10 protein-coding genes are annotated in these 13,826 nt (G+C 55.1%); 4 read left to right on the top strand and 6 right to left on the bottom strand.

The annotated features are described in order from the left end of the window. Positions 1-235: 235 nt before the first annotated feature. From HY788_01640 to rsmG, 4 genes are all read right to left on the bottom strand, one after another. Complete coding sequence (locus HY788_01640) at positions 236-1,024, bottom strand: PilZ domain-containing protein (protein MBI4772878.1); 789 nt, start codon at positions 1,022-1,024, stop codon at positions 236-238. Between the two features lie 738 nt (positions 1,025-1,762). Then, on the bottom strand, positions 1,763-2,068 hold the full coding sequence (locus HY788_01635) for a GYD domain-containing protein (protein ID MBI4772877.1): 306 nt from the start codon (positions 2,066-2,068) through the stop codon (positions 1,763-1,765). A 120-nt stretch (positions 2,069-2,188) separates the two neighbouring features. Further along, a complete protein-coding gene (locus tag HY788_01630; protein MBI4772876.1) occupies positions 2,189-3,775 on the bottom strand; it encodes an FMN-binding glutamate synthase family protein in 1,587 nt (528 codons plus the stop codon). A 1,047-nt stretch (positions 3,776-4,822) separates the two neighbouring features. Beyond that, positions 4,823-5,485: a 16S rRNA (guanine(527)-N(7))-methyltransferase RsmG gene (gene rsmG / locus HY788_01625; GenBank protein MBI4772875.1), complete on the bottom strand. Its 663-nt coding sequence runs from the start codon at positions 5,483-5,485 to the stop codon at positions 4,823-4,825. 143 nt (positions 5,486-5,628) lie between these two features. Here rsmG and HY788_01620 point away from each other — a divergent pair, with 143 nt between their 5' ends. Then, a complete protein-coding gene (locus HY788_01620; protein ID MBI4772874.1) occupies positions 5,629-9,114 on the top strand; it encodes an AAA family ATPase in 3,486 nt (1,161 codons plus the stop codon). Positions 9,115-9,444: 330 nt separating this feature from the next. On the opposite strand, the gene HY788_01615 is transcribed toward HY788_01620, so the two are convergent. Together HY788_01615 and HY788_01610 are read right to left on the bottom strand one after the other, a co-directional pair. Then, a complete protein-coding gene (locus tag HY788_01615) occupies positions 9,445-10,170 on the bottom strand; it encodes a hypothetical protein (protein ID MBI4772873.1) in 726 nt (241 codons plus the stop codon). Positions 10,171-10,519: 349 nt separating this feature from the next. Then, positions 10,520-10,813, bottom strand: coding sequence for an antibiotic biosynthesis monooxygenase (locus tag HY788_01610; GenBank protein MBI4772872.1), 294 nt, complete (start codon positions 10,811-10,813; stop codon positions 10,520-10,522). Between the two features lie 374 nt (positions 10,814-11,187). On the opposite strand from HY788_01610, the gene HY788_01605 reads away from it, so the two are divergent. The 3 genes from HY788_01605 (at position 11,188) to HY788_01595 (ending at position 13,818) form a co-directional block, all read left to right on the top strand. Beyond that, on the top strand, positions 11,188-12,528 hold the full coding sequence (locus HY788_01605) for a spore maturation protein (protein ID MBI4772871.1): 1,341 nt from the start codon (positions 11,188-11,190) through the stop codon (positions 12,526-12,528). An 80-nt stretch (positions 12,529-12,608) separates the two neighbouring features. Further along, positions 12,609-12,887, top strand: a complete 279-nt coding sequence (locus tag HY788_01600; protein ID MBI4772870.1) for a hypothetical protein — start codon at positions 12,609-12,611, stop codon at positions 12,885-12,887. A gap of 94 nt (positions 12,888-12,981) precedes the next feature. Next, positions 12,982-13,818: a sulfide/dihydroorotate dehydrogenase-like FAD/NAD-binding protein gene (locus HY788_01595; protein ID MBI4772869.1), complete on the top strand. Its 837-nt coding sequence runs from the start codon at positions 12,982-12,984 to the stop codon at positions 13,816-13,818. The last annotated feature ends 8 nt before the right edge of the window (positions 13,819-13,826 follow it).

Genomic DNA, 13,826 nt, shown 5'->3' with positions numbered 1-13,826 from the left:
GGGGTAGGAGTTCCGTGGGGTCCGAGGTGTGGTCTTCAGCGTTCCGCAACTCCGTATTCCGGTTTCGGAACCGTTTTCAGCTACTAACCCGGGCCCCACGATTTCAGGTCTTCCTCGCCGTCCAATAACTCAGGCATTCCAAAGTTGCATTCGCGCGGTCGGCGAAGTCTTTCATCCCGGTCGAAATCAAGGACGATTGTACCGGCTTCCCGCCGTCGCGGCAGCCGCCCTCGGGTCAATCCGTATCTCTCCAGGAGTACTTGCGGCCGTTGATGATCCCGGAGCCCGGATTCCGCCATGAATACCGGTCGGCGTTGAGCAGGTTATTTTTGAAGGATCTCCAAGCATAACGATTGGCGTTCAGAATGCCCGCGGATTCTCTTTGAACGAGCGGAGAACGGGTAAAGCGCCATGCCCTGGTTCCCGTCTTGTATCTATGAGCGTTCAGTATCTTTCCTGCCAGCTCGATATCCGGGAAAGGCTCCACGCCTGCCGGCAATATAGGATGTCGGGAGGAGCCGGTGGGTGACGAACGTTCAGCATTACTCTCGGACCTGGCGGAATCCTGAGCCGAAACGAAAATGGACGAACCTGCAATCGCCTCCCTCATGCCGGCGACCAAATCGGAAAAATGGACTCCGAATTCACAAACGTTATCCGCTGACTTACGAATCCATACAACGCTTCCAAGGACGTTCAGCTCGGTAAATTCCGCGGGGAGCCTGATTTCCAGATTGAGTTTCTGTCCTTGTTGAGGAAGTAGGCCTTTCGCCCTTACCCGACATCCGGTTTCCGAAATATCGGTGAGTTCGCCCGTGAACTCCACTGGCTCGGCTGAAGTGGTAGCGATCCTTATCGCCGGGATGGGTGATCTACGAGGGTGAGGACGTCGATCGATCAGACACCGGAGAATTGCCCTGCAGTTGGAGCATCTTACGGATAACCTTCCGCCTGTCGAGGAAGTCAGACGCAGAAGACCGGTCTTTTTACACTTCGGGCATTGGAGCGCATACCTCTTTCTCATAGTCCCTCCTAACCACTGCTTGTGCGTTTCTTGTATTATACTTGGGCTCTATATCAAAAGCAATTGCGCTTGGTTAGAAACCATCTGCGAACTCGAAACGTCATTTGAGCCCTGGATGCAATAATAGAAACCTGCCCACTGTTCTCTGCATGTGCGGGTCGTGCTTCGTTGATCGGCATGGACAAATTTGAGGGCCGACCGGTTTCTCCCTCATTGAACCGACATGCACGTTAAAAGCCCTTCCGCTTAGCTTTCCTCGATTCTTCGTTGCCGCCGGAGTGCAGGTCTAATCCGCCGGATCAAGAAGCCTTGGCATTGGAAATTGGAAAAACTATCCCCCAACGCCGGCCGGGCTTCTTCGCAGAGATGCCGGCCAAGAACATCGGAGCGCCGAGCACGTTGGTTCTGCATACCATATCGACGGGCTGAGAAAAAAGCCTAAAAGGGGTTCTGCAGCATGAATGCTTTACCGGTTCGTATCGGGAAAGGAAGAATGGCGAATCAGGCGTGAGGTCTTCTTCGAAACGACAGGGTAGGGCTTGTTTTTCCCATCGGGCCTGCCCGCACCCAGTCTCTTATGGCGGGCGTCACGCAGGTCTGCCGGCGACGATGGCGCGGGCCTCCTCGGGTTCACGGCGGGAGGTTCCGGAGGAGCCCCCAGACTCTAAAGCAGGAGCCCCACCGGTAACCCGATCCGGTCCAGCATGCGCCGATCTGCTGAAACACGCCGGCGCTGGGCTAATCGTTCTTACTTTGCTTCTTGAATTCGGCCACATAGTCCTCGACCGGTATGGCCGGCACCGTCATGGTGTCCATGATCCCTCCGGATTCAATCTCCATGGCGGTTCTCAAAATGACCTTGTTATCCTCGGCCTGTATGATGGTGAGGAAGTCGTACGGCCCCAGTAGAGCGAATTGCATGAGGATTTTTACTTCTCCCGACGCTTCCAGTGCTTTGTCGATTTGCTCGATGGTCTCGGGGAGATCCTTGACCGTTTTCCTTCCTTCTTGGGTGAGTTTGCTCAGTATCGCGTAGTGTCTCATTTCCTGTCTCCTCGTTGGGTTTACCTGGAAATCCGATTGCTTCCGGCCCGGTGCACATCAGGGACGTGAATGATTACCTAGCGTCAGGCTCGCCGCCCATCGGCCGTTCAGCGGGAGGCATTACTTGCCGTCAATGATATCCAGGGCTTCCTGCCTGTAAGCATCCATAACGAACGGAATCCCGGTCACTTTCGCCGCTTCTTCGGTCAGACTGAACAGCTCCTTCCGAGTAATCAGGTCAACACGCCATTTCCGAGCCCCCGCCATGAGCTGCTGCAGGCCGACACGTAGCTTTTCGCCGGCGCTGTAAATGCCAATGGCTCCCAGAGGGATGTTGTCCAATTCCTTTCCGTATTTCTCTTTAAGCTCCTCATAGCAAACAAAAATCTGTTCTTTGGTGGATCCGTATTTGAGCACCGTGGAGGGAAGGCCGCCGTCTTCGCCCGAAAGCCATTTTCCAATGTTCTTTCCCACCATGCCCGGGATCATCAGCGCTCTACCCATGCACACCGCCTTGCAGTAGGGAGCGCCTAAAGCAATGGCCTTGAAAATGTGGTCTTCGGAGGAGAAGCCGCCCGCAAAGGCGATATCCGGCGCCCGGTCGCCGTTTCTCTCCAGACGAGAGCAGAGTTCATACGCCATGGAATGCAGGTAAATGGAAGGCACTCCCCACTCGGACATCATGCGCCACGGACTCATACCTGTTCCTCCCGCCGCGCCGTCAATGGTCAAAAGGTCGATTTTCGCGTCCGAAGACCAGCGAATCGCCATGGCCAGCTCGCGCATGGGATAAGCACCGGTCTTGAGCGTGACTCGTTTGGCCCCCAGTTCCCGAAAGCGCTGAACCGTTTTCATGAAATTTTCCTGATCCGCAAAGCCCAGTCGGGAATGGCGTTCGAATTCTTTTATGGCGCCGTCGCGGAACCCATCCTGGACCGCCCTCTCTTCCGGGTCGGGCGTAACGATATATCCGCGGCCTTTCAACTCGAGGGCCCGATCAAGGGAATTGACCTTGATCTCGCCTCCAATGCTTTTTGCGCCTTGTCCCCACTTGAGTTCGATAGTCTCGACGCCGAGTTTGCTTAGCACGTATTCCGCCACGCCGAGTCTTGCGTCCTCCACGTTCAATTGGACCAGAATGTCGCCATACCCCTCATGATAGCGGCGGTATAGCTCCAATCTCCGGTCCATTTCAGGCGACTTTGCCACCTTACCGTTGGACCCGCGCTCCAATTGGGGATCGATTCCGCACACGTTCTCGCCGCAGACCAAGCTGACGCCCGTGATGGCGGCGCCAATGGCGAAATGTTCCCAGTTCTTCCGGGCAATTTCCGTGCTGCCCAGCGCTCCGGTGAACATCGGTATCTTCATTTTCACCTTTTCCGAGCGGCCGAACGAAGTTTCGGTGCTTACAGCCGGAAAGGTGGCATGGTCCGGGTCAGCCTGAATGCCTTCCGCGCCGAAGGCATATCCCATGATGTTCAAGTGCGAGTAATCGACGGGATAGTCTTTGTCCGTGCCGGCCGTTAGTTCGCCGAAGGGACCGGGGTAGAGCAGTTCCCGGCTCCTGAAGGTGGCGTTAAAAAGGTCGCAGTTTCCTTTGCAGCCGTCGATGCATCGGCTGCAAATGCCGGACTGGGGTGCTACGTCTCGTGAACGATTCTTGGTCTGCAAAGCCTCGTTCGCATTGGGTCTGTGCAGGTTCATTGCGATAGATCTCCTTGTTTAGTCAAAGCTATTCTATTGACCTGAGCAGGCGACGCCCAGCGTCTGTGTCCGCCCGGCATTCCAAGCCGACACCGGTGACAGGCCGCACCAATGACCACCGAAAGGCGCGCCTTCCATCTTGATCTAGCTCTAGAGCCTTGAAGGATTAATCCTGCAGAATGAACCGGTTCCCAACATACCAACGTTTTGCTTCATCTATCTGGTTGCGGTGTTCTATCACCTCCAGTTTCGCATCCACGTCGAGGCGCCGGGTCGGAAAAGCAGGCGCTCCACGAGCGATTCCAAGCGACCTCTTTGGCCTGTATATGAATACGCCGTTGCCTTTGTCATCAGATCCTGGTATGGGCATTAGTACCGAGGCTCCAAAAGGTTCCGCGCGTCAATAGGATAAGGTTATTCGATTTTTTTGAACTGCGTTCGTTGTATGAAATATGGCCGAAAACGACCAATCGGCTAAGATTGCGGAGAAATTCGCTATATTGTCCAGGTCTGCTTTAAGACCACCAATTTAGGATGAGGAAGAGGATACCAGGAAATATGTTAAAGCCTCATTTCATAAATAGGGATCGGCATGAGATCCCATGGAGCAGGTCGAAAGAGGTTGACCACTTGAATTACGCCTTCGGACAGCGGCAGTAGTCACGCTTGTTTGAAGGGTGGCTGTCTAAACATGCATTTAGTATGGACGCATGCTAAACTATATAGCAAAATGAAATTTTCCTGTCAATAAAAAAAGTTGCACCAAGATAAAATATTAAGGAGCGTCCAGGATCGTTTAGTAATCATGAATATTTCGGAATCATATCTCAGTACAGTTCTATAATTAGGCTATACGGGTTAATTTTGTGGTTTATTAGTTGGAGTCCAGGATATCGGAGAAATTTGGGGACGTGGGATGAAGAGATCAATGGGCGGGATGAGAGGCGGTGTATCGAGGGAAGGAGGTGTATTCGAAGGATTTCCCCCGGTCTGACTGAGTGTTTTGCGGTGCGAGCCCCGGGAAAAACCGTGCACGCTCTCCGGCCGCTAGGGGGAGAGCATCGCCAGGGTCCTCTTGCCGCCGCCTTCGGGCAAAGCATAGGGCACGGTGATGACGGCTCCGGGTAGTGAATCCGTCGGCTCGTCCAGACCTCCGGGCCCTTTCATCACGATGAAAGACCCTCCGGGCTTAAGGTAGGGCCCGGCCAGATTCACCAGCAGGTTCATGGAACCCAGCGCTTTGGATATAGCGGCATCGTACGTCCGGGCCCGGAGTTGTCCGCACGCCTCTTTTCCCAGGCGGCACTGGAGCGCTTGTAAGCCGGAAAGGCCGAGTTCGAGACGTACCTGTTTGAGAAAATTCACCTTTTTTCGGGTGGCGTCCACCAGTGTCACCTGTAGATCGGGCCGGAAAAGCCTCAAGACCAGCCCCGGGAAACCCGCTCCCGAGCCCACGTCCAGAAGCTGGGCGCCTTCCGGAATGTATGGAGCCGGCGCCAGAGAATCCAGGAACAGGTTCACAGCCACATCTTCGGGATTCCGGTGTCCCACCAGGCGAAACACACGATTCCATTCCTCAATCAAGGCATAGTACTTCAAGCATTGGTCCAAAAAACCCATAGGCGCGTGCAGTCCCCAGGCATCGAGGCCGTGCACGAGGGTCTCAAGAAAACGTTTCACTCCAGCGGCATGGTGGATCGGAACTTCCATAGCGAGTATTGCCGACCACTTTCAGGTAATCTCACCGTATACTTTCGGGCAAATAGCGGTGGAATGCAATTGCATTTTCGACTTATAATTTGTTTTCATCCCGACTTACCAGAATTGAGCATGCGAACAGAAAAGGTACGCACATGTTTCCCATGGAGTTCGATCACAAAGTTCTCGAGAGCCTTCCCCTTCCCACCAAAGACGATATGCGTCGCGTGCTCCAGATCATCCGGGCTATTATCGGGCGCCGGGTGATCCCATACTTTAAAACGAACCGTGGAACCGAAGCCACCCTCATCGCCCGGGTGAACGAACATCTCCGGGTGGAGCGGCTCGAGGACGAAGACAGTCGAATCCGTGCGGTGACCCTTTTTTCTGAGAGGAAAGAAGAACGCATCATATACTTTCACGAACGGATCTTTGACTATCTGGCCTTCGTGATTCCCAGCGACCCGGACACCAGCCTGGGCGAAGGCGGCGCGGAAGAGCGCAAAATGCTGGCTTTCGCCGAATTCGCCTTGCGGCACCAGCTCGAACACCTGTTGTATCCGCTGGAATCCGAACGGGAAGTCATCCGGTCGGACGTTGAGTTCGCCATCGAGCAACGCGATCACGATCCGACTTACTATCGGAGTCTCCGGAACGCGCTCGCGGACGAAATGAACGGTATTTTGGGCGGCCCCATCCTCGGTCTCCTGGACCTGGCCGAGAAGGACCAGCCGTACGACGAGCCGATTTCCGGTATCCTGGCCCGGCTTGCGGACACATTGGGTGATGTGCCGGAAGAGGTCCTTCTGAACGCTTTTCCCTCCCTGGATGCAGACCTCAAAATACGGGTCCTGAGCGTGTGTTATCAGAAAGGAGGGGAGGCCGGCTTTTCCCTGCGGAGGCGTACGGATTTTCTCGAGAAGCTGCTCTGGCTCTTTGTGCGCCTGTTCGACGGCGATGAAACCGAGGCGAAGGGGGTGTTCGATATCTTCAAAGACCGGTGGGGACTGGTTTATCTTTTTCGTGAACTCGAAATTCCGGAAACAAGCCTCGAAGGCAAGGACCCACGGGAAGCCCTCGAAATTTTCAAGGAAGGCTTGAAACATTTCTCGGAAGACGAAGCAAGAATATCACATTTTCCTTACGTGAGAGAAGCTCAGCCTCTGGCGGATCTGACGCCTTCCGCACCACCTAAGAAGTCGCTGAAAGAACGTATCGAAGAAGCGCGAAACGATCCTTCCATTCCTCTTCAGGCCAGGGAGTTGATGGAGAAGAACAAATTGCATGCCGTAGGTCATAGCGGACCCAAGTACAGCGAATTGATCGAAACGCTTTTGGCCATCCCGTGGGGAAAGATCCAGAAAATCGGAGTTTCCGCTGAAGACTTCGAAAAGGGGCTCGATCGTTCGCACTACGGTCTGCAAAAACCGAAAGAGATTATCTGCGACTTCTTTTCAAACCTGATCTGGCGTTACCAGCAAAACCATGGCGGAGATTCCGCCCTTGCAGGCAAGACGGGGAGCGCTTTTTTGTTCGTTGGTCCTCCGGGAGTAGGCAAGACCTCTTTGGCCATTTCAATCGCCAAAAATCTGGGTATTCCATATCACAAGATGTCCCTGGGAGGGATGCGGGACGAGGCGGATCTTCGTGGATACGGCTTTACGTATGAAGGCTCGAAGCCGGGAGCCATTGTCCAGGGCTTGATCAAGATGGGCATCATGAACGGCATATTCATCATGGACGAGGCGGACAAAACTGAGAAATTCGCCATTGCGACTCTTCTCGAAATTCTGGACCCTGAACAGAACCACCTGTTCCACGATAAATTTACGCAGAGCACCGTGGATGTCGACCTTTCCAACTGCCACTTTATCCTCACGGCCAACACCCTCGAGACCGTTCCTCCGCCGGTAATCAACCGGTGCGAGGTTGTGCAGCTCGATCGCTACAGCGTAGAGGAAAAAGTAGCCATAGCCCGCGAGCACCTCACCCGAAGGGTCCGGGAGCGGTATGGCTTTACGAGCCAGCAGATCTTTTTCGATCCTGAAAAGGAGCCGGGGTTGCTCCGCTATCTGGTGCGAACGTACACGCATGAAGCGGGCGTTCGCGAACTCGAGCGTATTATCCGCACTCTGTTCCTCCGCATCGGACGTAAAGAAATCCTTGCGCATGAGCGCTCTTCGGTGAAAATCACACGAATGGTCATCAAGAAATACCTCGAACCGCCCAGACCGTTCAGAGTGATCAACGATGAAGACCGGGTGGGAGAGGCCATGGGCCTCGGGGTGAATGTCGAGTTGGGACTGGGTTCCCTTATCCCCATCCAGACCACGGTGATTCCCCGGGGCCGGGAAGGAGAGGGACGCAGCGGATACCTGAGCATGGTCCATGCAACGGGAAACATCGAGAAGATCATGGATGAAAGCCGGAAAGTGGCGAGCACGGCCATTCTCCACTGGGCTCGAGAACTCGAGATCGATCTGAAGAAGGCCGAAGCTCCCGTTCATATCCACTTCATGGGCGCGTCGACCCCAAAAGACGGACCCTCGGCGGGCATTGCCATTGCCCTGGCCCTGGCTTCCGTCCTCTCCGGACGCCGCATTCGCAGGGACGTGGCCATGACGGGCGAAATCGATATCCAAGGAAGGGTGAATCTGGTTGGCGGGTTGGATCTCAAGCTCGAGACCGCCTACGATGCGGGATGCAAGACCATGTTGATTCCCAAAGAGAATCTGGTGGGCGAAGGAAGCATCGAAAAACTGTCGGACGCCCTGAGGGAAGAACTTCAAGTCCTTTCCTACGACCAATGGAAACGAGACCACGAACGCTTCGACCGCGAACGGCACGTGCTGCAAGTGGTAGCTGTGGATCATATACTACAGGCTGCGGATGTGGCTTTCATCCGGGAAGAGGAATTGGCGGCTCTGGAGTCGTGCTTCAGGCCTTACGCCGATTCCGTGACCGCGCCATTGGCAAGAGCCCGCATGAGGCCCGAGCGCTGCATTCGAGTGCTCTTGCTCAAAGACATACGCGAGCTCGATCTGGAAGGATTCGGGACTTCGCTGTGGGAGGAAAGCGGGTATGTCTTTCTCGTAGGACCGGACGCCAAAGAGACCGTCCGAAAGCGGTTTCCCGAGTTCGAGGAACAGGGCCGACTCTGGGATTTCGATCCGGCCGGCCAACATTTGTCCTCGATCCTTCCCGGTATCGCCGGCGCCTGCAAGCAGCGAGCCTCCGAACCGGCTTCTCTGGTGCTGCAAGCACCCTATTTTTTTCTCTGTTCCGACGACGTGTCCAAACCAGGATTTCATCCGGGCCCTGGGTTTTCCGGAATGACGCTTCTGGCCAACAACTACAGTGACGGAGGACTCAAGATCAAGGCATGCAAGCCCGTCCTGAACCGCTCGTACGCCCACCTCACGAGGCTCGCCCCACAATATCTGGAAGACTGCCCGTTTCTGCACAAGCGGGACAATATCCATGTAGCGGATCTGTCGTTTATTCCGGAGAAGTATCGGCTGGACGCGAAGCGCGCCGAAGCCATTTTCCGAGTATGCCTGAGGGATTGGCTGGCAGCCGTCGAGGAGACGCCAAACCAGGAAGAAAGCGGCGAATCGAAGGGCGGCTCCGGCGCCTGCTGACCCTTCCTCGCAGGACCGTGCTGTGGCGGCCAAGGCGAGCCAAGTCGAAGCCCGGGCCAGACAGGAGGCGCTGTACTGAAACTGGAGGAACGGAAATCCGGTCTCGGGCGCGAACCAGGAGATATCGAAGGGATTTCGGAGACGCAGGCAGGGGAGCGACAGTCTCAGGGAGCCGCCCCTGATCGAACAGCGAGAAGTGGAGATCTCGACCTGTATGCCTGAGTCTGCGGCTTTCTTTCTGCCGAACCCGGTGGTTTCCTTGTGAGCGCCTTCTTCGCAGGGGCTGAAAAGAAACGAAACGGTGGGAGTGCAACGTCCCACCGTTTTCTGTCATCTCAGATCGGGAAAGGTCAGCGCGATGTCGGCGGTCACGGCGCCTGAAGGCAGATCCACCGTAACCGTGCCGTGGGTGCTGTCCTGAAAATTGATATTTATACCGAATCCCTGATTTCCCACGTCGTTGGCCTGGCTGAAACCATCGGCAATATTCGAATCCAGAAAGGCCACCAGGTTGACACCGTCCTGGGTGGCGACTGCAATGGCGGACGCGGCCTGGTATTTCTGAATGTAGATGCTGAGCGGGGGATCGCTGCTCTGCCAGATGCCGTTCGTGGGAATGATGGACGCTCCCCCGGGAAATACATGGATGAGTACTACCTTTTCAGCATTAAAATATACTTCCACCGGCTGCGAAAGGTCCACCTCGTCTCCGGCGGATGGTATAACCAGGAACGTTTCATCGGCCGTGATGGATTCGCATACGCTTTCCCCGCCTTCCTCTCTGTAGATTCGGTTTGATCCTCCGTCGAACCCTCCCGTCGTATCGCTCTGGATCACATTAAACGAGCTGGGACATGCAAAATAATCGTCGCCGGTGACGATTTCATAACGCACATACATTTTGCCGTCCTGGGTCCACACGAACAGATCCGCTACATCTCCGAACCGTTCGATGCGAACGGGCGTGACGTTTGCCGGGGCATCCGGTAGCTGCGCCCATAACGGGTAGGGGAATAGCAAAGCCGTTGCCGCAATCAAGAGGAACAGTTTGTACATAACCAACCTCCTTTACGAATTTAAGTTTGAAAAGAATAGCGCTCTACCTATGCGTTGGAGACGCAAGGTTGTTGTGTTGGAAATGCAGGATTGTTCTATATTAAGGAAATGAGCGCGAAGTCTCAGGCTGGGCCTGTCGGGTAAATCGATGCTATTCGATAACGGCTGCTGTTCCCGCATCCAACCCATTGCGTGTTTGTGTTTGAAGGCGATGTCAGAAAAGCTCGGGTCCTCCGACCTCCGCCACGTCGCTCACGAGAAACGCTGTTGCGCCTATGAGCCGGTTTACGGGCGGAAGGCCGAGGGAATCGATCCTATAAAAGAGTCCGCCGAAAGCCGGACGGGCCGCCTAAAGTTCTCCCACCGAGAACTCTTCGTACCGAGTCGGCCGTGACAAGTAAGCGTTCAATTCCTCTTCCAAGGCGTTTCGAGCCTTATTGTCCGTCCAATCCAGCCAGTTTCCGATGTTGTTCCATGTGCTGACCACAATCACATGATTGGGGTTACGATTGGAAACCAGCGTTTCTCCGGAAATATACCCCCGATGTTCCATGGCCTTTGCCCGCAATTTGCGAATAAGTTCCAGAGCAACTTCTTTTCCTTCCTGTTTCAATTCCCGGTCAATAATAACTTTAACGGCCATCGCATTCTCCCGTGAAAAGGCTGATAGGTTGCGGTAATCTCGCTCAAATTCTACTTGCTCGCGGCGACAAGGGTCAAGACACAATTCATCCGGTTTCGAAAAACGTTCGGGTGAGTTCGATGCATTTCGATCGGACGGCCTGCGCCGGGGTTGCACTTTTGGCGTGACCCGTTCCTTGCAAATGCATTATTAATCCATTTTTGGGTTAAATTCATGAGGGGGATACAGGTGAGAACCTTCGGGACATTCGAGCCGCTTCGGGGAGAAGTCGTCGGGCTAACGTTTGGTTCGAGTGGGCTTTTCGGACATCTCTCGAGGCCATCGGCCGCCCATGGCTCCGCCGGATTTTCCGCCAGGGAGATAGAGCAGGGACAATGAAAAAACGACCCGCGGTGATGAACGGCGTCTGGTTCTTCCTCGTTCTGGTATCCATCATGGTGGCCGCCTACACGGGCAAGATGCGGGAAGTTGTGGACGCCTCCTTTGAATCGGCCAAAGGCGCCGTAACCTTGGCTATCGGGCTCGTGGGAGCCATGGCCCTGTGGCTGGGCCTGATGAAGATCGCCGAAAAGGGAGGCCTCATGCTGCTGGTGGCAAGGGCCATTCGTCCCGCTATGGTCCATTTGTTTCCCCGGATTCCTCCCGAGCATCCCGCCATGAGCGCCATGGTGATGAACATCAGCGCGAATGCGCTCGGGTTGGGAAATGCAGCCACGCCCATGGGGCTGAAAGCCATGATGGAACTGGATCGTCTGAATCCCGTGAAAGGGCGCGCCACCGACGCCATGTGCATGTTCCTGGCCATCAACACCTCCAACGTGACGCTACTTCCTCTGGGGGTGATAGCAGTACGCGCATCCGCGGGGAGCGCAGAACCCGCGTCCATCCTCGTACCGACCCTGCTTGCCACCCTTTGTTCCACGGCTGTCGCCATTTTAGCGGCCCGGTTTCTGGCTAAGACCTCGAAGGATCCGGATCCGGACTCCTTGTACGTCGAGTCCGGCGTCTCAGATGCGGCTGGGCCATCGTCGTCACCCCCCGCGGAGGCCAATTCGTCGGCGCACTCCTCGGACGAGGAAGCCGCGGAGCATTCCCGACCCGGGCCGGTGGGACGGTGGATGTGTTGGGGATTCGTGGCGGCGTTCCTGGCGGGCCTTCTGCTCCGGTTCGTGCAAGCGGATTCCATGTTGGAAGCTGGAAAGGAAGTGATTTCCTTCTGGCTGTTACCTGCCATCATGGGCGCTTTGGTGGTGTTCGGGTATCTGCGTGGGGTGGGAGTCTATGAAGCGGCCACCGAAGGCGCCAAAGAAGGATTCCAGGTGGCTGTTCGCATCATTCCTTTTCTCGTGATGATCCTCGTGGCCATTGCCATGTTTCGTGCTTCCGGCGCTTTCGACATCATGGTGCGAATACTCACCCCCGGCATTTCTCTGATCGGCATGCCGGCGGAGGCTTTGCCCATGGCGCTCATGCGCCCCTTGTCCGGGAGCGGAGCGTTCGGCATCATGAGCGAGGTGGTAAGTCAGGCTCCCGACAGCTTCAGCGCATTCTTGGTGTCGACGATGCAAGGAAGCACGGAGACTACGTTCTATGTCCTGGCGGTTTATTTCGGATCCGTGAGCATCACCCGGACGCGGCATGCGTTATCCGCGGCCCTTCTTGCGGACGCGGCAGGCATATTGGGGGCATTGGCTTTTTGTCACCTCTTTTACTGAGCGCGCCAGGGCTTTGGGACGGCTGCAATTTCGGAATAGGGTGATCCGGTCGGCCAAACCGCGATTACAGGAGTTCCTGGTTGAGCTTCGATGACGAAGATGAAAAAGAGGAAAGGGAGGATCTACCAGAAGCGCGTATAAACACGTTCCGGGTAAAAAGAAGCGGCGCGGGTATTGACATGATGGACATGAACATCTATGCTTCGTATCTTAAAAATCTGCAGTCACGGCCTTTCGCGCAGGATTCACTATCGCGTTATTCAATCGAACCCAGCCTCGATGACTCGATGAAGAGGTCGTTTTGTCCGAGCGTGTTCGTGAAAAAAAGAGCAAGAACGGCTCCGGGGCCACATTGTTGATTGTGTTGGATCCGAACGGGAGCCGTTTTTCCCCCCGTAATCAATCCTGCAACGGGAAATGAGCCGGAGGTCGACAGAGACTTGGAGGTCAAAGATGTTTGAGATTTTACGACGACAGGAATTGGCCGAGGGGACCGTAGTGATGAACGAAATTGCGGCCCCTCGAATTGCCGCAAAAGCAAAGCCGGGCCAGTTCGTGATTATTAAAGCGAACGAGACCGGAGAACGGATTCCGCTGACCATGGCTGACACGGATCCGAAACACGGAACCATTACCATTTACTATCAGGTCGTGGGCAAATCCACGGCTATGTTTAAGCAGATGGGTATCGGGGAACGGTTTCAGGATGTGATCGGTCCTTTAGGAAAAGCTACCCATCTCGAAAAGATCGGGAACGTGGTTTGTGTGGGAGGCGGAACCGGCGTGGCCGTGCTCCATCCTATTACTCGAGGTCTGAAGGAGGTCGGAAACCACGTGACCGCCATTATCGGCGCCCGTAACAAAGACCTGCTGATCCTCGAGGATAAAATGAGAATCGCTTCCAACGATCTCAGAGTATGTACGGATGACGGCAGTTACGGACATCCCGGTTTTGTTTCCGACGTGCTCCGCGAGATCCTGCAAAAAGATGATATTAAGCTGGTGGTAGCCATCGGTCCGGTAATCATGATGAAGGTGATCTGCAACATGACGGCGCAATTCGGCGTACCGACATTGGTGAGTTTAAACCCCATCATGGTAGACGGCACGGGAATGTGCGGCTGCTGCCGAGTTACCGTTGATCACCAGACGAAGTTCGCCTGTGTGGACGGCCCGGAATTTGACGGACACAAAGTGGATTTCAGCGAGCTGATGCAGCGACTGGCTGCATATCGGGAAGACGAGAAGCGGGCCATGGAAAAATACCGCTGCGAGTGCAAAGTAGGATAGGATGCCGC

The organism is Deltaproteobacteria bacterium, assembly GCA_016208165.1.
Lineage (GTDB): Bacteria > Desulfobacterota > Desulfarculia > JACQYL01 > JACQYL01 > JACQYL01.
The sequence above is the reverse complement of the archived record's forward strand: the minus strand, read 5'-3'. Positions and strand labels throughout refer to the sequence as shown.